This is a genomic window from Mesorhizobium sp. ORM8.1 (genome assembly GCF_053005525.2).
In genome coordinates this window covers 5,886,565-5,907,611 of record NZ_CM132600.1, presented here as the reverse complement: position 1 = coordinate 5,907,611, position 21,047 = coordinate 5,886,565, and the positions used below count along the sequence as shown (strand labels likewise).

At 61.2% G+C, this 21,047-nt stretch carries 19 protein-coding genes and 2 pseudogenes; 6 read left to right on the top strand and 15 right to left on the bottom strand.

All coding sequences use genetic code 11. From position 1 onward, the window contains the following. Positions 1 to 170: 170 nt before the first annotated feature. From ACVDG8_RS29665 to ACVDG8_RS29615, 11 genes and pseudogenes are all read right to left on the bottom strand, one after another. Positions 171 to 419: a cytochrome C oxidase subunit IV family protein gene (locus ACVDG8_RS29665; RefSeq protein WP_447251620.1), complete on the bottom strand. Its 249-nt coding sequence runs from the start codon at positions 417 to 419 to the stop codon at positions 171 to 173. Then, positions 416 to 1,051: a cytochrome c oxidase subunit 3 gene (locus ACVDG8_RS29660; RefSeq protein WP_455707338.1), complete on the bottom strand. Its 636-nt coding sequence runs from the start codon at positions 1,049 to 1,051 to the stop codon at positions 416 to 418. Before ACVDG8_RS29660 ends, ACVDG8_RS29665 begins: the two co-directional genes overlap by 4 nt. Then, positions 1,048 to 2,690, bottom strand: a pseudogene (gene ctaD / locus ACVDG8_RS29655) (cytochrome c oxidase subunit I). The gene ACVDG8_RS29660 and the pseudogene ctaD overlap by 4 nt, the downstream one beginning before the upstream one ends. Continuing rightward, entirely contained in the window at positions 2,687 to 3,646 is a 960-nt protein-coding gene (gene coxB, locus ACVDG8_RS29650; protein ID WP_447251617.1) for a cytochrome c oxidase subunit II, read from the bottom strand. Before coxB ends, ctaD begins: the two are co-directional and overlap by 4 nt. Continuing rightward, positions 3,643 to 4,398 (bottom strand): SCO family protein, encoded by a 756-nt coding sequence (locus ACVDG8_RS29645; protein ID WP_447251616.1) that lies wholly within the window; start codon positions 4,396 to 4,398, stop codon positions 3,643 to 3,645. The genes coxB and ACVDG8_RS29645 overlap by 4 nt, the downstream gene beginning before the upstream one ends. Then, positions 4,395 to 4,877, bottom strand: coding sequence for a hypothetical protein (locus ACVDG8_RS29640; protein WP_447251615.1), 483 nt, complete (start codon positions 4,875 to 4,877; stop codon positions 4,395 to 4,397). The genes ACVDG8_RS29645 and ACVDG8_RS29640 overlap by 4 nt, the downstream gene beginning before the upstream one ends. 4 nt (positions 4,878 to 4,881) lie before the next feature. Next, positions 4,882 to 6,021 (bottom strand): hypothetical protein, encoded by a 1,140-nt coding sequence (locus ACVDG8_RS29635; RefSeq protein ID WP_447251614.1) that lies wholly within the window; start codon positions 6,019 to 6,021, stop codon positions 4,882 to 4,884. Continuing rightward, the gene (locus tag ACVDG8_RS29630; protein WP_447251613.1) at positions 6,018 to 6,557 is read right to left on the bottom strand and encodes a c-type cytochrome; all 540 of its coding nucleotides are present in this window, start codon (positions 6,555 to 6,557) and stop codon (positions 6,018 to 6,020) included. The genes ACVDG8_RS29635 and ACVDG8_RS29630 overlap by 4 nt, the downstream gene beginning before the upstream one ends. Next, positions 6,554 to 8,455 (bottom strand): quinol:electron acceptor oxidoreductase subunit ActD, encoded by a 1,902-nt coding sequence (locus ACVDG8_RS29625; RefSeq protein WP_455707337.1) that lies wholly within the window; start codon positions 8,453 to 8,455, stop codon positions 6,554 to 6,556. Before ACVDG8_RS29625 ends, ACVDG8_RS29630 begins: the two co-directional genes overlap by 4 nt. Next, positions 8,448 to 11,432 carry a TAT-variant-translocated molybdopterin oxidoreductase gene (locus tag ACVDG8_RS29620; protein WP_447251610.1) on the bottom strand — a complete coding sequence of 995 codons (2,985 nt, stop codon included), beginning with the start codon at positions 11,430 to 11,432 and terminating at the stop codon, positions 8,448 to 8,450. The genes ACVDG8_RS29625 and ACVDG8_RS29620 overlap by 8 nt, the downstream gene beginning before the upstream one ends. Next, positions 11,416 to 12,072 (bottom strand): cytochrome c3 family protein, encoded by a 657-nt coding sequence (locus ACVDG8_RS29615; RefSeq protein WP_447251609.1) that lies wholly within the window; start codon positions 12,070 to 12,072, stop codon positions 11,416 to 11,418. Before ACVDG8_RS29615 ends, ACVDG8_RS29620 begins: the two co-directional genes overlap by 17 nt. A gap of 193 nt (positions 12,073 to 12,265) precedes the next feature. Between ACVDG8_RS29615 and ACVDG8_RS29610 the strand changes: the two genes are divergently transcribed. Beyond that, complete coding sequence (locus ACVDG8_RS29610; RefSeq protein ID WP_447251608.1) at positions 12,266 to 14,713, top strand: membrane-bound PQQ-dependent dehydrogenase, glucose/quinate/shikimate family; 2,448 nt, start codon at positions 12,266 to 12,268, stop codon at positions 14,711 to 14,713. Between the two features lie 418 nt (positions 14,714 to 15,131). Further along, positions 15,132 to 15,317, top strand: a complete 186-nt coding sequence (locus ACVDG8_RS29605; RefSeq protein WP_447251607.1) for a hypothetical protein — start codon at positions 15,132 to 15,134, stop codon at positions 15,315 to 15,317. A gap of 59 nt (positions 15,318 to 15,376) precedes the next feature. Here ACVDG8_RS29605 and ACVDG8_RS29600 read toward each other — a convergent pair whose 3' ends face one another. Next, positions 15,377 to 15,538 (bottom strand): hypothetical protein, encoded by a 162-nt coding sequence (locus ACVDG8_RS29600; protein ID WP_447251606.1) that lies wholly within the window; start codon positions 15,536 to 15,538, stop codon positions 15,377 to 15,379. Between the two features lie 234 nt (positions 15,539 to 15,772). Here ACVDG8_RS29600 and ACVDG8_RS29595 point away from each other — a divergent pair, with 234 nt between their 5' ends. Further along, positions 15,773 to 16,219, top strand: coding sequence for a PPC domain-containing DNA-binding protein (locus ACVDG8_RS29595; protein WP_447251605.1), 447 nt, complete (start codon positions 15,773 to 15,775; stop codon positions 16,217 to 16,219). Between the two features lie 8 nt (positions 16,220 to 16,227). Here the strand turns inward: ACVDG8_RS29595 and ACVDG8_RS29590 are convergent, their stop codons facing one another. After that, on the bottom strand, positions 16,228 to 16,836 hold the full coding sequence (locus ACVDG8_RS29590) for a cysteine hydrolase family protein (RefSeq protein ID WP_447251604.1): 609 nt from the start codon (positions 16,834 to 16,836) through the stop codon (positions 16,228 to 16,230). Positions 16,837 to 16,885: 49 nt separating this feature from the next. On the opposite strand from ACVDG8_RS29590, the gene ACVDG8_RS29585 reads away from it, so the two are divergent. Together ACVDG8_RS29585 and ACVDG8_RS29580 are read left to right on the top strand one after the other, a co-directional pair. Next, complete coding sequence (locus ACVDG8_RS29585; protein WP_447251603.1) at positions 16,886 to 17,407, top strand: GFA family protein; 522 nt, start codon at positions 16,886 to 16,888, stop codon at positions 17,405 to 17,407. Then, a pseudogene (locus ACVDG8_RS29580) lies at positions 17,401 to 18,413 on the top strand (ATP-dependent DNA ligase). The gene ACVDG8_RS29585 and the pseudogene ACVDG8_RS29580 overlap by 7 nt, the downstream one beginning before the upstream one ends. A 33-nt stretch (positions 18,414 to 18,446) precedes the next feature. On the opposite strand, the gene ACVDG8_RS29575 reads toward ACVDG8_RS29580, so the two are convergent. After that, the gene (locus ACVDG8_RS29575; protein ID WP_447251601.1) at positions 18,447 to 19,658 is read right to left on the bottom strand and encodes an NAD(P)/FAD-dependent oxidoreductase; all 1,212 of its coding nucleotides are present in this window, start codon (positions 19,656 to 19,658) and stop codon (positions 18,447 to 18,449) included. A gap of 147 nt (positions 19,659 to 19,805) precedes the next feature. Between ACVDG8_RS29575 and ACVDG8_RS29570 the strand changes: the two genes are divergently transcribed. After that, positions 19,806 to 20,084: a hypothetical protein gene (locus ACVDG8_RS29570; RefSeq protein WP_447251600.1), complete on the top strand. Its 279-nt coding sequence runs from the start codon at positions 19,806 to 19,808 to the stop codon at positions 20,082 to 20,084. An 85-nt stretch (positions 20,085 to 20,169) separates the two neighbouring features. On the opposite strand, the gene ku is transcribed toward ACVDG8_RS29570, so the two are convergent. Further along, on the bottom strand, positions 20,170 to 20,991 hold the full coding sequence (gene ku / locus ACVDG8_RS29565; protein WP_447251599.1) for a non-homologous end joining protein Ku: 822 nt from the start codon (positions 20,989 to 20,991) through the stop codon (positions 20,170 to 20,172). Positions 20,992 to 21,047 lie beyond the last annotated feature (56 nt).

The window sequence follows — 21,047 nt, the reverse complement described above, 5'->3', positions numbered from 1 at the left end:
CACGCGGCCGATCAGCCTTAGCTAGCCAAATACCTCCTTTGTTAACGTTCGGAAGTCAGGTTCCAGAATGACCGCGGTGAGGTCGACAGCGGACGGATCGCGTTTGAAGAATGCCTGCCTATAGCTGGTCTTCACATTCGGCATCGCATCGGTAATCGCCTCTCGGCTGCCTATCGGCCGATCAGCGTCAGCCCGAACAGGATGACGAGCCAAAGTCCGGAAGCCGCAACGGCGAGCCGCGGCAAGGTGCCGGTCAAGTGCATGAATAGCGTGGCGATTAGGATCGCCTTCGCGGCGGCGATCGCCAGGTTGAGCGCGACGTTGAATCCGCCGAGATCGACCAAGGACGATCCTACCGTCAGCGCCAGCAGTGCGAGCAGCCCGAGATAGCCGAAGGTGAGTTTGCGCAGATCGCTCATCGGTTGATCAGATACAGAACGGGGAACATGAACACCCAGACGATATCGACGAAGTGCCAGTAGAGGCCGATGGCGCGGACGCGACGAAGCCGGCTGGCTTCCGTAGCACGTGCCCAGAGCGACAGCATGCCTGCAATGACGGCGAGCCCGCCAATGAGATGCAGCGCGTGCAGCGACGTCATCGCGAAATAGAGACTGAAGAAGAATTCGGCGCGCGCCGGATCCGGCCCGGCATAGCGGAACGGCAAGCCAAGCACTGGCGCAAGTCCTTCGCCGATCTCGTCGCGATACTCGATCGCTTTCACGACGAGGAAGCACAGGCCCAGTCCCGACGTTGCCAGCAGCGCCCACAATGTCGCGCGCCATCGTCGATCAAGCGAAAACATGTGCGCCAGCGCCATGGTGAAACTGCTGGTGATCAGGACAACGGTGTTCAGCGTTCCGAGCGGCAGCGAAAGATGTTTGGACGCCGCGGCGAAAGCCGCACCGTAATCGATATGGGCGATGAGGAAGACGAGGAAGATCGCGCCGAACAACATCGCCTCGGAGCCGATGAACGCCCACATGGCAAAGGTGTCGGCGCGCCGTTCGCGCTGCGGACTGTCAAATGCGATGCCTTCGGTCCTGCTCATCCGCTAGCCTCCAAATGCGGGCTGAAGCGCTCATGCTCAAGCCCCTTCATGTCGTAGGCGTAGGCAGGGGTCGTCACGACCGGCATCGTCTCAAAATTGTGCGGCGGTGGAGGCGAAGCGGTCTGCCATTCCAGACCGGTCGCCCCCAAGGATTGGCCGGCGCGCGCGGGCCGCGAAACATCGACCAGCCAAGATAGAAGAGCGGCATCAGATATCCCACGGCCAGCACGACGGCGCCGGCCGACGACAGGATGTGCCAAAACTGAAATTCCGGCGGATAGGTATGATAGCGCCTGGGCATGCCCAGGAAGCCGAGCACAAACTGCGGAAAGAAGGTGAGGTTGAAACCGAGAAAGGTAACCGTGGCGGCAATGCGACCCCACGTTTCGGAATACATGCGGCCGGTCAGCTTCGGCCACCAGAAATGCAGCCCGGCCATGTAGGCCGTCACCATGCCGCCGACCATTATGTAGTGGAAATGGGCGACGACGAAGTAGGTGTCGTGGACATGGACGTCGATGGCGAGAGCCGCGAGGAACAGGCCGGCCAGCCCGCCGAAAGTGAACAACGCGAGGAAGAATAGCGCGTAGAGCATCGGCGTTTCGAACGTGATCTCACCTTTGCGCAGCGTCAGGCTCCAGTTGAAGACCTTGATCGCCGAGGGGATCGCGACGCAGAAGGACAGGAACGAGAACAGCACGCCGGCGTAGGCCGACTGGCCGGAGACGAACATGTGATGGCCCCAGACGAGGAAGCCGAAGACGGCGATGGCCATCGATGACAGCGCGACGGCCTTATAGCCGAACAGCGGCCGTCGGCTGAAACAAGGCAGCACCTCCGAGACCACTCCCATGCCGGGAAGAATCATGATGTAGACGGCCGGATGCGAGTAGAACCAGAACAGGTGCTGGAAGAGCAGCGGATCGCCACCAAGCGCGGGATTGAAGATGCCGATGCCGAACACGCGCTCCAGCACGATCAGGATCAGCGAAGCAGCGAGCACCGGCGTCGCAAGTACCATGACTAGTGCGGTGGCATACATCGTCCAGACGAAGATCGGCAGCCGGAACCAAGTCAGGCCCGGCGCCCGCAGCGTGTGAATGGTGACGATGAAATTGATGCCGGTCATGATTGTCGAGAAGCCGACGATAAAGACTCCAAGCGCCGCCATCGACACGAAGCCATTGGCATAAAGCGTGGAGAGCGGCGTGTAGAAGGTCCAGCCGGTATCGACGCCACCGAAAAGCACGGACGCCAGGGCAAACAGGCTGCCCAGCATGAAGACATACCAGCTTGCCAGATTGAGGCGTGGAAATGCGAGGTCGCGCGCGCCAATCATCAGCGGCAACAGGAAATTGCCGAGCGTGGCGGGGATCGACGGCACCAGGAAGAACCACACCATGATGATGCCGTGCAGGGAGAACAGCCGGTTGTAGGTGTCATCGGACACGAGATCGCCGGCAGGTGTTGCAAGCTCTATGCGTATGAGAACGGCAAACGCTCCGCCAAGGAAGAAGAAGGCGGTGAGTGAAACGAGATAGAGCCAGGCGACGCGCTTGTGGTCTGTGGTCAGCAGCCATGCAGCGGGACCGGCGCCCTCGCCCAGATAGCTCGAGGACCTCAATGCCTCTATGCTCATTGGACTGCCTCGCTGTTGGTCGTTGCCCGGGGCGAAAGAGACTTGAGATAGGCAAGAAGCATCTGCATCTCCCCCTCGTCGATGACACCGTCGAAACTCGGCATCACCGGATCGTAGCCAGCGGCAATTTCCTTTTTCGGATTGAGGATGGAATCGCGGAGATAGCGGTCGTCGGCCAAGACCGTCTGCTGATTATCCAACGCCACCGGCCGTCCGAATATGCCGTCCAGATCCGGCGCCCTCACCTTGCTTGAGTTGCCGTGGCAGCCTGAGCAGCCAAGCGCGCGAAACAGCTTTTCGCCGTCGGCGGCAAGCGTGTTGCCCTGCCCTTGGCTGCCAAGCCACGCGGCATAGGCCTCCGGCGGCATCACCGTCACCCATCCGCCCATTTCCGAATGCTGTGTGCCGCAGTATTGCGCACAGAACAGATGGTAGCGTCCGGGCTCGTCGGCGATGAACCAGACATGCGTCGTGCGCCCAGGCACAGCATCCTGCTTGACCCGGAAGGCCGGCACGAAGAAGGAGTGGATGACGTCCTGCGATGCCAGCGACACGATCACAGCCTTGCCGACTGGCACATGCAATTCGTTGATCTCGCGCTGGCCGCCGGGATGGCGAAACTCCCACATCCACTGCTTGCCAAGGCCCGCGATCTCGAGTGCGTCGATGGGCGGGTGTTCGCGGCGCAGGAACATCACCGCGCCCCAACCGAATATGACGAACGCGATCAGCAGGCTGACAGCTGTCCAGGCCGCCTCCAAGGGCAGGCTGCGGGTGCGTTCGCCGGTTCGCTCGGCCTTGGAGCCGGCCCGGTATTTGATCGCGTAGAAGACGACGAGGCCGGCCAAAAAAACGCCCAAGGCAAAGGTGAAGGCGAGCAACGTGTAGAACAGCGTGTCGACGCTGCCGGCGATCGACGACGCCTCGGGTGGTGTGAAGGGAACACCGAAGCTCAAACCCGCCTCCGCCGCATCAGCAGGAAGAGGCCGGCGCCGAGCGCGAGCAGCGTCGTCAAACCTGCCATCTTCACCGTCGCCTCTACCGTAGAGGTGTACTGTCCATTCGAATTGTCAAAGCCGGCGCAAAGCAGGAACACATGGTCGGCGATCGAGCCCAAGCGACCGGCCGATGCTTCGACCAGAGCGAGCTTGAGATCGCGAGGCTCGAATGTCAGCGCTGGCAGCACCTGCGCGATCCGCCCCTGCGGTGTCAGTGCGATGATGGCGATCGGATGGATATATTGGTTTATGCGATCGCGCCGATCGAAGGTGATGCCGGCCTCTGCGGCGAGTGCCGCGCCGGCATCGTCGGCACTGGTCAGGAAGCGCCACGCAGCCAATCCCTGATGTCCGGCGGATGGCGCAATTTCGGCTTTTGCGGCGATCGCATCCTGAGCGGTCTCGGAGGGATCTATCGAAACGAAAAGCGCCCGGTAGGTCCGGGGGTCGAGGCCCGTCTTGTTGAGATCCGAGGCAACCGCCTGCTGGGTGACGCCGCACAGGTTGGGGCATTTGTCGTAACCGAAGATGACAAGAGCCGGACGTCCGTCGAGAATTTCCGACAGACTAGCCACCGTGCCCGAGGCATCACGAAACGCCCTGTCGAGATCGAGCTGCGCGCCGATGTGCGGATCGAAGGTTGGGCGCTCTACCGCGCCGGCCAGGCTCGGAGCGAGAAACACGGCCAAGACCAGGGACCATCGTGTCATGGCCGGACCCCCGGCTTGACATGGTCCTGCGGATGCATGGCGTCATGGGGGAGAGCCTGTCCGGGAGCCGGACTGCATTTGCTGGCCTGGCGCGCGCGCGGGGTCTGTTGCTCAAGCAGCGCGCAATCTTGCCCCACCGACGTGACTTGCCGAGCCCATTCCGGCAGTCCCTGCGCGGCGATCAGTTTCATCGCATCACCGATCGGAATGCGCGCGATGCCGGCATTGCGATCGATCCAGGCGAGCTTACGGAGTTCCTGATCTTCCTGCGTGCGGAATGCGACGAGGTCGGTCGCCGGGGACCGCTGCAACGTAGGATCTGCTTCAGAGCCTGTCGTTCCGGCATCCGTCAGCGGCCAGTATGGCGTCGTGTTGAAAAGCAGCTTCAGGACGATTGCCGCCACCGCCAGAAAGACAAGCAGGCCGGCACCAAACAGCAGCAGCGCCCGTGGCCGCACATCACGCGTTTCCGGATGCAAGGCTTTAGCCACGGACCTGCCTCCCACGCCAAAATGAAATCCGGTCCGGTTTGGACAACACCCAGAAGAACCAGGCGCACCAAGCGCTGCCTGTACCGGCGATCGCCGTCATATCGGTCCAGGATATCGGCGCACCGCCGGCCGACAGGCTCGGGCGAATGCGCCAGAGGACATCGAGAAAGTGTCCGGCCAGGACAAATGCTCCGAGCCCTAGGAGGCCGCGATGGCTGCGCTTGACCGACCGGTCGAGGAAGCCGGCGAAAGGCACGACGAATTGCAGCGCGATCAGCAGCAAGAGCAGGTATTGCCAGCCGTCCTGGCTGCGCAGGACGTACCAGTGGATTTCTTCCGGCAGATCGCCGGCCCAGATGACGAGCCACTGCATGAAGGACAGGTAGGCCCAGATCAGCATGAAACCGAACAGCATGTTGGCGACGTCTTCGCCCAGCGCTGTATCGTCTTCGCCGCCTGGCATCACCTCGATCGCACGACCTGCGGCGAGCACCGTCAGAGCCAATCCAAAAGCGCCTACGACCTCCGCCGCAGCTTCCATCATGGCATAGATGCTGGAGATGAAGTCGGGCTCGATCGATAGCATCCAGTCGACGGCAAACACGGTCACGGCAAGGCCATGAACGATGAGCCCAACAGCGTAGGGACCGCTGCTCGCGCGTGCGGATTTGTTTCTGTCGGACTCCGTCCAACCGAGGATCAACCAGCCAAGCACCAGCCAGATCGAGGCGCAGGCGATGAAGCGAATGAAGAAGAACGGCACGTTGAGATAGGCGAGCTTTTGCCGCACCGTTTCCGGCAGCATAGCAGGATCGTTTCCCACCCACGGAAAGATCAGGTCGAGTCGCGCAAGCACAGGCAGTAGCAACAGCAGCGACAGCGGCAAAGTCGCAACGATGGCGCGCAGGGGCGCACGCAGCGCCTCGGCCCAGCGACCGCCGGTCAGTCCATGAACCATAAGGATCGTCATTGCGCCGATCGGCAGGCCGAGCAGGAACAAGGCTGCGGCCAGCCAGCCGGCTAGTGTGGCGCGAGCATCGAGGAAGAGACCGACGCCGCACAGCACAAGCCCCACGGCGGCCAGCGCGGTCAGCGGTGCAAAATATCCATTGGGCCATGCGGGGCGCTTCATTGCGAGGCCTCCGCATCGAGCTTCGTGCGCAGGTCATCCGGCAAAGCGTTTACGGGCGCGTAGCGCGAATATTGCAGTGCCCTGATGTAGGCGACCATCGCCCAACGGTCCTCGGGCGGCACGCGTGCGCCATAGGGGTACATAGCGCCGTAGCCATTGCTGATGACATCATAAAAGTGTCGGTCCGGTGCATTGCGCAAAGCATCCTGATGGTAGCTCGGCGGCGCCGGGAAGCCGCGCTGGACCACCATGCCGTGGCCGTCCCCGGTGCGGCCATGGCAAGGCGAACAGAAGATGTCGAAGCGTTGCTGGCCACGCTGCAGCAGCACCATGGTGATTGGGTAGGGAAATTTATCGGGCGTGGGCGTCAGGTCAGCATCGCGCGTCACCGTGCCGTCGACCGGCGTCCTGGCCGACATGCCGTCGGCGAACTGTGTGCTGCTTGCTTCAGGATTGTAGCGCGGCTGGTCGGCCATGTCCTGCTTGCAGCCAGCGATCAGCGGGAGGAGCAGCAACAGGAGCGTGGGCGCTCTCATGCCTCCACCTCCTCGACCGTTTCGGCGCCAAGCCTGGTCAACTGCCCTCTCGTGACGCCCTTGCGGTAGTTCGGGTCGGCCGCTTCGACCAGCAGATAGAACTTGCCGCCGCGCGCGTAGGTGAAACTCTTGGCGTTGAAGACCGGGTGGTAATATCGCGGCAGACCGTTTGCCCATAGCATACCAAAGAACCCGGCCAACGCCGCGCCGAGGATGGCAGCTTCGAAGGCGATCACCGTGAAAGGCGGCCATGAGTGCAGCGGCCGCCCGCCGACATTGATCGGGAAATCCACCTCGACCGAATAAAGGATCAGCGCATAGACGAACGCGGCACTGGCGACGGCGCCTGCCAGCACTGTCCATGGCAGCCGTGTCTTTCGCATGCCGAGGATATCGGCAAGGCCGCACACCTCGAATGGCGAGAACGCATCCATGCGGCGATAGCCTTTTTCACGCATCGCCCGTGCTGCGTCCGTCAGTGCTTCAGGATCGGCGAAGGCCGCGATAACGCCGTAGAGGCTCATGCCGCGCCCCCTCTCCTCGGCCAATTCCTCGACCTCGAATATGGTGATCGCCGGCAGGATGCGGATGAACAGGAAGACAAGCGCGAAGAAGGTGCCGATCGAACCGAACAGGATGCCGAAATCGAGCCAGGTCAGCGATTGCTCGCCCCAGGAAGACGGCAGGTAGTCGCGGCTCGGACCCGTCACCACGATGACATAGCGCTCCAGCCACATGCCAATGTTGATGACCAGCGCGATCGAAAACATGAGCGGCATGTTGAGCCGCACGCGACGGAACCAGAGAAGCTGCAGCACGGCGCAATTGCAGAAGAGCATGGTCCAGAACAATGGCGCGTACGGGCCGACCGCGCGCTCAGCCATCATGGCGCGCTCATAGGGCTGCCCCGAATACCAGGCGAAGAACGCCTCCGAGGCATAGCCGTAAATGACGATCATGCCGGCGGCGATCATCAGCTTGGCGGCGTTTTCCATGTGGCGCAGGGTGATCAGGTCCTCGACCGCGAAGGCCCAGCGCAAGGGGATGGCGATCGTCAGCACCATGGCGAAGCCGGACAGCAGCGCGCCGGCGACGAAGTAGGGCGGAAAGATCGTCGAATGGTAGCCTGGCGTGATGGCAAACGTGAAATCGAGCGCTACGATCGAATGCACTGAGACGACGAGCGGTGTCGCGAGTGCTGCCATCAGGAAATAGACAGTCTGGTAGCGCGCCCAATGAAACGCCGAACCGCGCCAGCCGAGCGCGAGGATGCCATAGAAAACTTGCCCGGCGCGCGACTTTGCCCGGTCGCGCAACAGGCCGAGATCCGGCAGCAGACCCATATACCAGAACAGCAGCGAGACGGTGGCGTAGGTGACGATCGCGGCGAAATCCCAGACCAGCGGGCTGCGCCATTGCGGCCAGTGCATATGGGTGTTGGGCAGGGGCAACAGCCAATAGAAGAACCAAGGTCGGCCAAGGTGCAGGATCGGGTAGAGCCCGGCCATCGCCACGGCAAACAGTGTCATTGCCTCGGCAAAGCGGTTGATCGACGCGCGCCAGGGTTGGCGCAAGAGGAGCAGGACGGCTGAAATCAACGTGCCGGCGTGGCCGATGCCGATCCACCACACGAAGCTTGAGATCATCGTGCCCCAGGCGACGGGAATGTCGATGCCGTAGGCGCCGACGCCGACTGAAACCAGGTAGGTGATGGAATAGAGGAACAACAGCACGAAGACGAAACAGACAAAGAAGGCGGCCCAGAACAGCCGCGGCAACTTTCCGTCGAGAACGACGGCACTGATGCGGCCGCTGATCTCCGGAAAATCGTGATGGCCGCGCAGCACCGGCTGCGGCCGTGGCGCCCTTCTGGCTCTGGCGGCAGCGGCCTCAGCCATGGCCGGTCTCCGTGCCGGGCTTAGCCGCAATGCGGCCATTGGGATTGGTGATCTTGCCGAGATAGGTGGTGCGCGGCCGCGTGTTCAGCTCGTCAAGCAGCGCATAATTGTGTGGCGCGGCTTTTTCCCGCACGACTCCTGAGCCCTTTTTGTTGAGATCGCCAAAGATGATGGCCTGGGTGGGACAGGCCTGCTGGCAGGCGGTCACCACCTCTCCGTCGGCGATGTCACGGTTTTCGATCTGCGCGCGGATGCGTTTTTCGGAAATGCGCTGGACGCAATAGGTGCATTTTTCCATGACGCCGCGCGAACGAACGGTGACGTCGGGATTGTGCGCGGCCTGTTGCGGCCCCGCTTTGTCCTTGTCGAACTCCTGATAGCCGAAGAAATTGAAGCGCCGCACCTTGTAGGGGCAGTTCTGGGAACAATAGCGGGTACCGATGCAGCGGTTGTAGACCTGCGCGTTCAGCCCGTCATGCGTATGAGTGGTCGCGTTGACCGGACAGACCACTTCGCAGGGCGCCTTCTCGCAATGCATGCACGGCACCGGCTGAAAGAAGATCGCGGGATCATCGATCGCGCCGGCATAGTAGCGGTCAATGCGCAGCCAATGCATTTCATGGCCGCGGGCTGCTTCCTCCGGACCGACGGTCGGGACGTTGTTCTCGGCCTGGCATGCCGACACGCAGGCCATGCAGCCGATGCAGGCCGACTGGTCGATCGCCATGCCCCAGGCTTCCTGATCGTAAGTCCAGTCGGGATACAGGGACTCGGTCGGCTCCGGCGGCACACCCTCGCGGACGAAATGCGGATCATGCCTGAATGCGTCGAGCGTCGTGTGACGAACGATCGCCCTGCCCTCCATCGCCTGATGGTGTTGGGTTGTCACGACACGCGCCGAGCTTTCGCGCGCGGTCAAGACGAAACCATCCGCGAACCAGGGCGCATCGGCAGTCCGCAGGGCAAAGGCATCGTAACCGCGGGCCAGCGCGGCAACCGATCCGGTCTTGCGTCCGAAGCCGAGCGACAGCGTCACCGTGTCGCCTGGTTGGCCAGGCGTGATCCAGACCGGCGCGTCGAGGTCCTTGCCGTTGCGCGCCAGGTTGACGATCTGCCCGTTTTCAAGTCCGAGGCGCTCCGCGGTGCCGGGCGAGATCAGCGCAGCATTGCCCCAAACGAGCTTGCTCAGCGGCCGCGGCAGCTCTTGGAGCCAAGACGAATTGGCATTGCGCCCGTCGCGCAGCCAGGGATCGGCGACGAAGCGAACTTCCAGCCGATCAACGACAGAGGCTCTTGGCGGAGGGGCGCCGAGGGCCGGCGGCGTTGTGACGGCGACAGGCGCCGCCGCACTATTCGGCACGACGCCGTCGCGCAGCGCCTTGCGCCAGGCCTGCTCGTCCAAGGCCTTCCATGTTGCACGCACCAATGCCTGTGCATCACCGTCATAGTCGCCGCCGAGCGCGGCGAGCAGCTGATGCAGGCTCTTGCCACCAAACAAGGGCCGTATGAGCGGCTGCACGATCGAGGCTGTGCCGTCGTGAGCACGGATGTCGCTCCAACCTTCCAGCTCATGCGTGGCCGGAATGTGCCAATGCGCCAGGAATGCCGTTTCGTCGCGGTAAAGCCCTGAGTGAACGAGAAGCTTGAGCTCGGAAAAGACCTTGCGGACTTCGATGTCCGATGGCGCCGTGTGCAGGGGATTGGGTCCCAAAACGAAGACCGTGTCGACAGAGCCGCCAGCTACTTCCTGGCAAAGGATGGCAAGGTCGCCATCGTTCGGCATGACATCAGGAGGCTCGATGAATTCCAGCGTGTTGCCGATGGCGCCGAGCCTCGCATTGATCCCAAAGGCTGCAGCATGGACAAACGGTGACTGGTGCGCGCCGGGCACCACCAGCGCGTTGCGGCCGGCACTGCGGAGATCGTCGACAAGCGCTTTTGTCCATGCCGGCTCCAACGGCGGCGATCCGCCCGAGGCCAAATCGCCATCCAGACCTGTCTTGATCATAGCCGCAATGCCTTCGACCGCACTGGCTCTAACGGCGCGGCGATGATCGGCAGCAGCGCCCGTGATAGTCGGCGTCGACTCGACGGCATAGAGACGGCTCATCGAGTCGGCAGGTGAACGCACGCGACGCCGGCTGGCGAAATCTCGGGCATAGGCGAGACGGCCTGGACCGTCGCCGAGGTAGTCGGCATCCAGGCTGACGATCACGTCGGCGCGGTCGAAATGGTAGATCGGCGTGAGCGCTCTGCCAAACAGCTTCATGGTGGCCTGCTCGCCGCAGACAGTCGCCAGCGCATCGTGGCGGAAGACCCGCAATCTCGGATAGCGAAGCTTCAACGCCTCGATCTGGGCTTTGGTCGTCGGCGATGTTGTCGCTTCGACCAATAGCGCCAAGCCTTGTCCGCCGGAGGCTGTCCATCCGCTGGCAAGCGCCGCGACGTCCTTCAGGAAGTCGCCATAGCTGGCCGGGTCGCCTTGTTTGAGCGGCGTGCGTGATCGTTCGGGATCGAACAGCGACAGGAGCGCCGCCTGCATGATGGCATCGGTTGCGCCACGCGATGCCGGGTGATCCGGATTACCCTCGACTTTGGTTGGCCGGCCTTCATGGCATTCGACAACAGCGCCGATACCGTAGCCATCACTGGAAAGCGCTGTCGCATAGTAGAGCGGCTTGCCGGGAATGACGTTTTCCGGCTGGCGCACATAGGGCACGATATTTCCTGCCTCGCTGCAAGCGGTAAGGCCGGCAAGCGATAGCGACGCGCTCATCAACTTCAACATCATGCGTCGGTCGACAGTGACCGGCATGCGCTCCGCGATCGCTGGAAACTCTGCTTCGACGAAGCGTTGGAATTCGGCTGTGTCGGCCAGCTCGTCCAGGCTTCGCCATGGCTCACGCCTCGCAGCAGCAAGCCGAAGTGCCGCAAGATCGGAGGCCGAGACCGGCTTGCTGTCAGCGATGGCAGACATAGCAATCCGTCATGGTCTCGGGATGAATGTCGAGGATGCTGATCAACGACCGCCTGACTTCTTCAATGTCCTTCGGCGGCTTCCAACGCATGAGGAAGACATCCTGCGGCGGGCGCAGATTGGGACCGGGATCGCGGTGGCAGCCGAGGCACCATTCCATCGACAGCGAATGAGCCCTTTGCATCAGCGGCATATCGTCGACTTCGCCATGACAGGTCTCGCAGGCGACGCCTTTGGCGATATGGATCGAATGGTTGAAGTAAACGAAGTCCGGCACCGAATTGACGCGCTGCCAGTGCAGGGGCTGTCCTGAAGCCAGACTTGCCCTCACCGGCGCCAGCATGGCGGCGTTGGTGAAGAGCTGCGAATGGCAGGTCATGCACACTTCGGTCGCGGGCAGACCAGCCGAAGCCGATGTCTCGACATCGTTATGGCAATAACGGCAGTCCAGTCCGATCTCGCCGACATGGTGCTTGTGACTGAAAGGAACTGCCTGCGCGATCGGTCGCCCGACCCCGGTGATGAAGCCGGAGCGCAAAAACGCTGTTCCTCCGATAGCCAGCACCATGGCGAAAACGCAAACTCCCCACAGGGCGAAGCGGGCAATCCCGTTGGCATTGCTGGAAAAAACCTGCGGCATCCCCTCGCCGATTAAAGAAGCCAGCTTCTGGATCGAGCGCGTAACGGCCCCGAGGCGGCAAAGGTTCCGCCAGGTCGATTTGCTCACAAAATGGTGACCCCGCCGCTGGCTGGAAAACCGTGCGAGTTCGCAACCATCGGCAAACGCTGGCGTTCGAAATAATCACGACTGATAGACAGCTGGAAATCTTGCCATGACGCACCGTGCCGCGAGCTCGCCCGTCACTTACAACCGCCCCTCTGGCGCCGCCTTCTGGTGGACCATGTTCGTTGGATTGCTGCTGGTGATACTTGGCCTGCTGATCGGCGCGGGCGGGGCCTGGCTGATCGCACTGGGCGGCTCGTGGTACTATCTGCCGACCGGCATAGCGCTGCTGGTCTCAGGCGGCCTGCTGTTGCGCGGCAATGTTGCTGGCGTCTGGCTCTACGTACTAACCTGGATCGCTACGCTCGCCTGGGCCTATTGGGAAGTCGGCATGGATGGCTGGGGCTTGATGCCTCGTGTGCTGGCGCCCACCGTGATCCTGGTTTTCGTCTTGCTGACCTGGCCCGCCTTCAGCCCTGGACGCATGAACCGGCTTGGCGCGTACGGGATCGCATCGGCAATTGTGTTTCTCGCCTGTGCATTCGGCTACCATTTCACCATGACTGCCCAGTCGCAGGAAGCACCCGCTATCGCTCCTGCCACCACAGCGACGCCAATGACCGGTACCACCGGCCGGCCTGACATGGCGGTCCACACTGCCGGCCCTGATTGGCCAGTCTATGGCGGTTCCGAACTGGCAACCCGCTATTCACCGGTCAAACAGATCAACGCCGATAATGTCTCGCAATTGGCCAAGGTCTGGGATTTCCACACCGGCGACATGCCCGACAAGGCGGCCAAGGACAAGTATTCGCCGGAAAACACGCCGCTGGAGGTGGGAGGCCATCTCTATGCCTGCTCGGCGAAGGGCATGGTCATCTCGGCCAATGCCGCTACCGGCAAGGAGGAGTGGCGTTACGACCCGAAAGTGTCGGATGATGCGATACCCTACGGGGCCTCCTGTCGCGGCGTCGCCTACTACGCCAAACCGGATACCAATACCGATCAGCCTTGCGCCACGCGAATCGTCTGGGGCACGCTCGACGCGCGGCTGATCGCAATCGATGCCAAGACCGGCAAGCTCTGCGCCGATTTCGGCCAACAAGGTATCGTCGATCTCACGCAAGGGCTCGGGAAAACGGTACCGGGGTGGTATTCCGTAACGGCGCCCCCGACCATCGTGCGTGGCATCGTCGTGCTTGGCGCTCAGGTGAAGGACGGACAGGCCGAGGATGCGCCTTCGGGTGTCGTGCGCGGCTATGATGCGACCTCGGGTAAGCTGGTGTGGGCCTGGGATATGGGTCATCCCGACCGCACCGGCGCACCGCCTGCAGGCGACACCTATACGCGCGGCACGCCGAACATGTGGACCGTTGCCGCTGCCGATCCGCAACTCGGCTATGTCTACCTGCCGCTCGGCAATGCTGCCGTCGACTATTACGGTGTTGATCGCAAGGACTTCGAGAATGAGTTCAACTCATCCATCGTCGCCATCGACGTGACGACCGGCAAGCCGATCTGGCATTTCCAGACCGTCCATCACGACCTTTGGGACTACGACCTTGGATCGCAACCGACGCTCGTCGATTTCCCGGCAGGCAAGGGGAAAATCCCCGCGATCATCGTGCCCAGCAAGCAGGGACAAATCTATGTGCTCGACCGCAAAACTGGAAAGTCGCTCTTCCCGGTCGACGAGCGGCCGGTGCCGTCCGGTGGTGTCGAACCCGACAAGCTGTCCAAGACGCAGCCCTATTCCGGCTATGCACACCTGGATCAACCGGTGCTGACCGAGAAGAACATGTGGGGCATGAGCCCGCTTGACCAGCTCTATTGCCGCATCCAGTTCCGGCAAGCGTCCTACCAAGGTGAATTCACCCCGCCGACCGTCGACAAGCCTTTCATCGAATATCCCGGCTACAATGGCGGCTCCGACTGGGGCAGCGTCGCCGTCGATACCGACGACGGCATCCTGATTGCCAACTACAACGACATGCCGAATTACAACCAGTTGATCCCGCGCGAAAAAGCTGACCAGATCGGCTTCAAGTCGATCGAACAGGGCGGTGGTTCGCAGAAGGCCAAGGACATGGGCGATCCGCAGATGGGTTCTCCCTATGCCATATCGGTCAATGCCGGCTGGCGGCTGTCAACAGGACTGCTGTGCTCCGAACCACCCTATGGTCATATCCGCGCGATAGATCTTCAAACCGGCAAGACGTTGTGGGACAAGCCGCTCGGCAGCGCAGTCAAAAACGGGCCGTGGGGCATTCCTTCCATGCTGCCGCTCGATATCGGCACGCCGAACAATGGCGGGCCGCTGGTGACGGCGGGCGGGCTGATCTTCATCGCCGCGGCGACGGACAACAAACTGCGCGCCATCGATATCAAGACCGGCAAGGTGGTTTGGCAGACCGACCTTCCGGCTGGCGGGCAGACCACGCCTATGACCTACGAGATCGACGGCAGGCAGTATGTCGTCATCGCGCCCGGCGGCCACCATTTCATGGAGACAAAGGTTGGCGACGACGTGATCGCCTATGCGTTGCCGAAAGGCTGACACCGCTCTTCCGACGGGCTTCGCCGCGCCTTTCTGCCGCGAGACAGCCATGCTGGAATGCCTTTATCTTACTGGCTGAGGCGATTTTCCTTCGGAACGGAATTTGAAATCGGCCAAGATCTCGTTTCGTTAGGATTACGGGCTGTCTACAGCACCATGCTGCTTGATGGCCTGGCGGCAGGCTACAAGGTGCTGGGGAATGACGGCCGGCAATTCACGTCTCTGCCAATCCCCGGCGATTTCGTCGACCTCCATCTTGGTAAAAACCGTACAAACTTTTGATATTGGATGATCCATTCCTGCGGTCATATAATTTCGAGCGTCACCGGCCTGAGCTATGGCGCGCCGATCTTTGAGCTATGGCGCGCTGGTGCTTGAGAGCAGAGCTAAGCTGGCGCCTTGATGGGAGGTTGGCATCATGCCCCAACCCGGTGCTTTATCGGCTTTTGACTGCGATATCCTGCGCAGCGCCTTCATAAAAATGGTCATCGAAAAGAACATTCCAGAGCACAAATGGCGGGCCGAGGCCGAGCTTTTGATCCGCAACTATACCGATTGCGATGACATCGAGTCCGATCTACTGGAGTGGATCGTACGAAAATAGCACGGCGTTTTGTCCGCCGAGATGACAGACATCGGCAAGCTATCAGGCCCTCGACAGTTTCAGCCGGTCAGGTCGTTGCCACGCCGCTTCGCCGTTTGCAGCCCGCGCCGCTTCTGCGCTAGCCGCCGGCTTCGGCGCCTGGCGAGGAAATACATCCAGATCAGAATGAGGATTAGCGGAATGCCGGCTACGGGCAGCATCCACATGCCAATGTGAAACATGGGTCTCCCCTGCCAAAGGAGATGATATCTGTGCGAGTTCGCCGCCAGGTATGATCAGCTAAAACCCGGCGACCGGTCATTGCCGCTAACCACATAGCCGCAGCATTTGTTCCGAATTTATCCACGAAACGGCCGGGCTTCACCAGGACGTGTTCCACGGCCTCGCCCCCAAGGCACGGAACATGCAACCCGATTTCGAGTTCTTCGTCCCAGACGGTCGAAGTGGTGTTGATCATGAAATCGAAACTGGTTGGCAAGACATCCGAACAAAGGACATTTGTGATCGTGCTTGATCCGGGCGAGGAAGCTTTCGCATCGCTGACGGCCTTTGCGGTCGAGCTGAGCATAACTGCCGCCTCCCTGACCGCAATCGGGGCATTCGAGAAGGCGGTGGTCGGCTGGTTCGATTTCCAATCGAAATCCTACCGCAAGATTCCTGTCCAAGAGCAGTGCGAGGTGCTGAGCGCTATCGGCGATGTTGCCCTCGACGACAGTGGCAAACCCAGTCTTCACGTGCATGCCGTGCTCGGCCTCAGCGACGGGTCGACGCGAGGCGGACATCTGCTGGAAGGCTTCGTGCAGCCGACGCTGGAAGTCACCATGCTGGAATCGCCTGGCCACCTTCGCCGCAGGAGGCGTTCCGAGCTCGGCATTGCGCTGATCGACCTCGAGGCATCATAGCGCCTCGGTCAATTCCAGGCCGAGAGAACGAACTCCATCTCCACCGTCTCAACCTGTTGGGCAAAGCGCTGATGATAGACGGTCATCAGCGCGTCATGGGTGGCGTCGGAAGAGCTGCAAAGCGCATCCGTCACCAATACGACGCGGTAGCCGATGTCGATTGCCCCCAGAACGGTGGCGAGCACGCAGACATCGGTTTCACCTCCGGTGATCACCAACGTGTCGATCCCGCGGCTGCCAAGCTCGGCCTGCAGCCTGCCCTCCGGCCAAGGCGAATAAACATGCTTGTCGATCACTTGCGCCGGGGGACAAAAAGCCCGCAGCGCCGGCAGCAAATCCACCATCTCCGGACCGACGGCCTCGATCGTCATCGAGGCCCAGCGCTCGTAATAGCGCTTCCAGGTGCCGGCGCCCTGCCCTGCCCTTGTAGCCGGCATGAAGCGAGTAAAGATTGTTTGCTCTGCCTTTCTTTCGACCAGGCTCACAATTCTCGGAAGCACCCGGGTGATCCAGGGCGTCGCCCATTCGGAGGGTGCGGCGAACAGCTTTTGCATGTCGACGCAAAGATGCGCGCAGCGATTGCCGAGCGGCCCATAGCTCAAGCCTGGAGCCGACATTAGAATGCCAAGCCTTGTTTCGACGCGCCGCAGCGGTGCTTGAGATTCAATGTTCGATCTCCTGAATGTTGGACAAACGCCGCGCTTGGTTACGCGGTTCCCGCCGGCAACCACATCCTGGGTCAAGCGTTCAAGCCGAATGGTTACTGCAGACAATTCCACCGGCGCCGCTTCTATCGAACGCACAGGCGGATGCCTTTGCGGCAAAATTCGATACCGGGTGACTAGCGATCCACGCGTGCATTACTGCCATTGCGATATGTGTCGGCGTACGACCGGCAGCGCGTTTGCTGTGCTTGCATGGCTGCCTTCTGCCGAGGTTTCCTGGCTGAGCGAGCAACCCTATTTTCGGCGGTCGTCGCCTCTTGCCAAGCGCGGCTTCTGCCAAGCATGCGGCTCTCCGCTTACCCTAGCTTACGATGCCGCCATCGACGAGATCGCACTGCATGTTGGAACCTTCGACAATCCAGCCGAGCTTGAGCCGCAATACAATTACGGATCGTCGCAGCGGCTCAGCTGGATTTGCTGCGGCATAGATCTGCCTCATCGCGATACGGAAGAACGATGGTAGCGGCATCCGGCGCTGAGTTTCCCTTGCCCTTGAGCACGCAGCCGATGGAAGCGCGCACCGCGGAGGCATTGCCGCGCGACGATGGTCCTTGGCAGTACGAACCGAAATGGGATGGCTTCCGCTGCCTTGCCTTCAAAGGCCACAAGGACGTCGACCTCAGGGCGAAATCCGGCAAACCGCTTGGCCGCTATTTTCCCGAATTGACGGCGGCCCTGAGCGCGCTCATGGCAACGGAATTCGTCGTCGACGGTGAAATTCTGATCGAGATCGAGGGGCGTTCCTCGTTCGACGCGCTACAGATGCGGCTTCATCCGGCAGAGAGCCGCATCCGCAGGCTCAGTCGGGAAACCCCGCGCGGTTGGTTCTCTTCGACATGCTCGTGGCCCCTGGCGGAAGGCCGGTGATCGAGCTGCCGTTGCACGATCGGCGCGCGGCAGCTGAAAATCTGGTTGCCAGGTCACGGAGCAAGGGCTTGCGGCTTTCGCCGGCCACCACCAGCCTTGCGGTAGCGAAGAAGTGGCTGAGGGGCGCGGGAAACGGCCCAACCGATGGCGTCGTGGCCAAGCTGCTCGACGATCCCTACAGGCCGGGCGAACGCGCGATGGTGAAGGTAAAACGTCTGCGCACGGCCGACTGTGTGGTGGGCGGGTTTCGTTATCTGAACGGCAAACGACGGGTCGGGTCCCTACTGCTCGGCCTCTATAATGGCAATGGTCTGCTCGACCATGTCGGCTTTACCTCAACCATAGCCAACGACGATCGTTCGATGCTGACGGACAAGCTCGAGCACCTGCGCGGCGGGCCCGGCTTCACCGGCAAGGCGCCGGGCGGACCGAGCCGCTGGAGCACCGAGCGCAGCGGGCAGTGGGAACCGGTGAAACCGGAGCTTGTTGTCGAGGTTCGCTTCGATCACGTCACCGGCGAGCGCTTTCGGCACGGAACGAAACTCTTGCGTTGGCGGCCGGACAAAGCACCGCGCCAATGCACTTTCGAGCAGATCGAATAGTCCAAAAGCATAAGCCCGACCAATTCCTCGCAATCATGCCCTGAAAGCGAAGAGATCCGCATCGGTGTCGTCCGCACCGGCAATGAAGGCCGAGACCAGTTCCGAGGCGATTTGCGAAAACACGATGCCATTGCCGCCATAGCCCATGACCGCATGGATGCGTGGATGCCCGGGCAAAGTACCGATGATGGGCAACCCGGTACCGGTCGATCCGAAGGACCCGCTCCAAGCGAACTCCACTTTTGTGTCCAAGTGCGGAAAGATCCGCCCCAGCTTCTTCGCCAGGATGATTGCCTTTTTCGATGTCAGGGCATTTCGCCTTTGCTCGTGAGTGAAGTCTTCATCCTCGCCGCCGCAAACCACCCGACCATCCGACGTAGCCCGAATATAGAGATACGGATCGGATGCCTCCCAAATCATGGCAGCGTGTGGCCAAATTTTCCGGGGTTGACGCGACGTCGCGATCGCCCATGTCGACATGACGCTGTGCCCTGCGCAGGGGACGACATCCAGGAGTTCATATCCGGTCGTCAAAACGAGATGCCGAGCGCTTATTGTGGGACCTTGCCGCGTCGCGACCGTCACGCCCCGTCTATTGTCCTCGATCGCCGTCGCTTCCGTCCGGGCATAGTAACGCGCTTTGCGCTGCAGACCGTTGAGCAACAATCCGGCGGTCAGCTTTCGCGGGTCGAGCGTCAAATTATCATGACTGAGAAGAGCGGCGGGGCGGGCGATCCCGAATCCGGCTCTCAGCGGCCCGCCCGTGAGATATGACGCGCCGATCCCTGCTTGCCGGCGGGCCTCTGCTTCCTTGCGCAACCCGGAAGCATCGAGCACCGTGCCAGCCAGGTAGAGCGAAGGAACGCTTGCCTCCCGGCAACGAATACCGAGTTCGGAAATCCGTCCGCTCAGATTGAAAAGCGCCAGACGCGAGCGTCGCCATGCCTGCTGCGCGGCTGCGACGCCGATCATCCGCGATAGCTTCGTGAGCGGCTGATCGATTTCGAATTGAACCAGTGCCGTTGTGGCTGCAGTCGAGCCTTTCAGCGGTCCGCGCCTGTCGATACACACGAGGGAAAGTCCATCCCTTGTCAGCGCCTCGGCCATCATCGCGCCGCTGATGCCCATCCCAACGATCAGCACGTCGGTCTTGATGTCCCGGGTAAGCCGGTGCGTGGGCACCGACGGCGAACGATACGCGGACCAGACAGGCGTTCCGCCTCTGAGATCGAGCTTGCGTGGCATGAAAACTTCCCGTTGCCATTCTAAAGTCGGGCTAAGCGCTGCCGGTTCCATCGACGACTGTGTCGCCGGGCGCAGTTCGTCGGAACATCCTATCGCTTGGACGGTTTTGCTCTGGGTAAGGCGCCAATCAAATCGTGGAGAAATGAGATGGAACCGCGCAATAAACGAACCGCCCGGGACGGCCAGACTGAAGCTCCAACAATCGAGCAGCAGGATTGGAATGACGTTGAAGGCGCCAGGATTCTTCCGGATAGCGTAGCGGTCGAGGACGGCACGAACGATTCCGCGGGCACAGACGACACGATTGCTGAAGAAGATGACGACAACGCCTACCAGAATAGCGACGAAGCGTTGCCCGATGACGAAGAGGAGCGCGTTCTGTCGCGAGACCCTTCCAAGGAAGGAAGCCGATTTGACGAGGTATGAGCAGGTGACCCGCCCGGTTCCCTGGCGCCATTCGCCGGCAATCACTGCCGGCCATTGAGATTTTTTCTATGGTGAAGCCGGTCGATTAGGCAGATTTGCGTCTCGGCTTGGCCGCAGGCTTTTTGATGCCTTCTTTTGCCAGGCTCTTGCGCAGGACCGATGCGAGATCGACGACGTTTTCCTTTGGTCTCGGCGCCGGCTTCGGCGGCTTCTTGCCCTTGCGCTTGGCGTCGATCATGGCGATCAAGGCGTCTTCATAGGTGTCCTCGAATTTGGAGGGGTCGAATTTGGTCACCTTCTTGTCGATCAGCAGTTCCGCGATTTCCAGCAGGTCCTTATCGTATTTCGGGCTTTTGAGATCGTCGAAGACGCTGTGTTGCGAGACCATCTCGTTGTGGGTCCGCAGCTCCGTCAGCAACATGCCTTTGCCGAAAGGCTGGATGACGACCTCACGGCCACGTTGGTAGAGGACCACGCAGGATCTCGCCGCAACCCGTTTCTTCGCCATTGCCTCACGCAGGACGGTGAACGCTTCAAGCGAGGCGCCATCGGCGGGAATGACGTAGTAAGGCTTTTCCAGATAGCGGGTGTCTATATCGTCGATCGCAACGAACTCGCCGATATCCAACGTGTGCGCCGACGTGAGCTTGAGCTTCTTGATCTCATCGGGCTCTATCTCGATGAAGTCGCCTTTCTCAGCTTCATAGCCTTTGACCTGATCGGCTGTGTCGACGACGTCGCCAGTCTCTTCATCAACATAGGCGCTCTTCACCGGAAGACCGTCTTTACGGTTGAGGATCTTGAAATGGACTTTAGAGGCTTCGCTCGTCGCGCCAATGAGCTTTACGCCGCAAGACACCGAGCCCATCTTCAGGAAGCCCTTCCAAACAGCTCGCGGCGCCACCATGATCATCTTCCTCACTATCAGACGTCCGCCCCCACGCGGGACGCCGTTGCTGACCC

Bases quoted from the DNA above. Each gene is read 5' to 3' on its own strand.
- ACVDG8_RS29595 (WP_447251605.1), top strand. From the start codon at position 15,773: ATGAAATCGAAACTGGTTGGCAAGACATCCGAACAAAGGACATTTGTG.
- ACVDG8_RS29615 (WP_447251609.1), bottom strand. From the start codon at position 12,072: ATGCCGCAGGTTTTTTCCAGCAATGCCAACGGGATTGCCCGCTTCGCC.
- ACVDG8_RS29600 (WP_447251606.1), bottom strand. From the start codon at position 15,538: ATGTTTCACATTGGCATGTGGATGCTGCCCGTAGCCGGCATTCCGCTA.
- ACVDG8_RS29620 (WP_447251610.1), bottom strand. From the start codon at position 11,432: ATGTCTGCCATCGCTGACAGCAAGCCGGTCTCGGCCTCCGATCTTGCG.
- ACVDG8_RS29630 (WP_447251613.1), bottom strand. From the start codon at position 6,557: ATGAGAGCGCCCACGCTCCTGTTGCTGCTCCTCCCGCTGATCGCTGGC.
- ACVDG8_RS29610 (WP_447251608.1), top strand. From the start codon at position 12,266: ATGACGCACCGTGCCGCGAGCTCGCCCGTCACTTACAACCGCCCCTCT.
- ACVDG8_RS29665 (WP_447251620.1), bottom strand. From the start codon at position 419: ATGAGCGATCTGCGCAAACTCACCTTCGGCTATCTCGGGCTGCTCGCA.
- ACVDG8_RS29570 (WP_447251600.1), top strand. From the start codon at position 19,806: ATGGAACCGCGCAATAAACGAACCGCCCGGGACGGCCAGACTGAAGCT.
- ACVDG8_RS29575 (WP_447251601.1), bottom strand. From the start codon at position 19,658: ATGCCACGCAAGCTCGATCTCAGAGGCGGAACGCCTGTCTGGTCCGCG.
- ACVDG8_RS29590 (WP_447251604.1), bottom strand. From the start codon at position 16,836: ATGTCGGCTCCAGGCTTGAGCTATGGGCCGCTCGGCAATCGCTGCGCG.
- ACVDG8_RS29605 (WP_447251607.1), top strand. From the start codon at position 15,132: ATGCCCCAACCCGGTGCTTTATCGGCTTTTGACTGCGATATCCTGCGC.
- ACVDG8_RS29660 (WP_455707338.1), bottom strand. From the start codon at position 1,051: ATGAGCAGGACCGAAGGCATCGCATTTGACAGTCCGCAGCGCGAACGG.
- ACVDG8_RS29585 (WP_447251603.1), top strand. From the start codon at position 16,886: ATGTTCGATCTCCTGAATGTTGGACAAACGCCGCGCTTGGTTACGCGG.
- ku (WP_447251599.1), bottom strand. From the start codon at position 20,991: ATGGTGGCGCCGCGAGCTGTTTGGAAGGGCTTCCTGAAGATGGGCTCG.
- ACVDG8_RS29645 (WP_447251616.1), bottom strand. From the start codon at position 4,398: ATGACACGATGGTCCCTGGTCTTGGCCGTGTTTCTCGCTCCGAGCCTG.
- ACVDG8_RS29635 (WP_447251614.1), bottom strand. From the start codon at position 6,021: ATGAAGCGCCCCGCATGGCCCAATGGATATTTTGCACCGCTGACCGCG.
- ACVDG8_RS29625 (WP_455707337.1), bottom strand. From the start codon at position 8,455: ATGGCTGAGGCCGCTGCCGCCAGAGCCAGAAGGGCGCCACGGCCGCAG.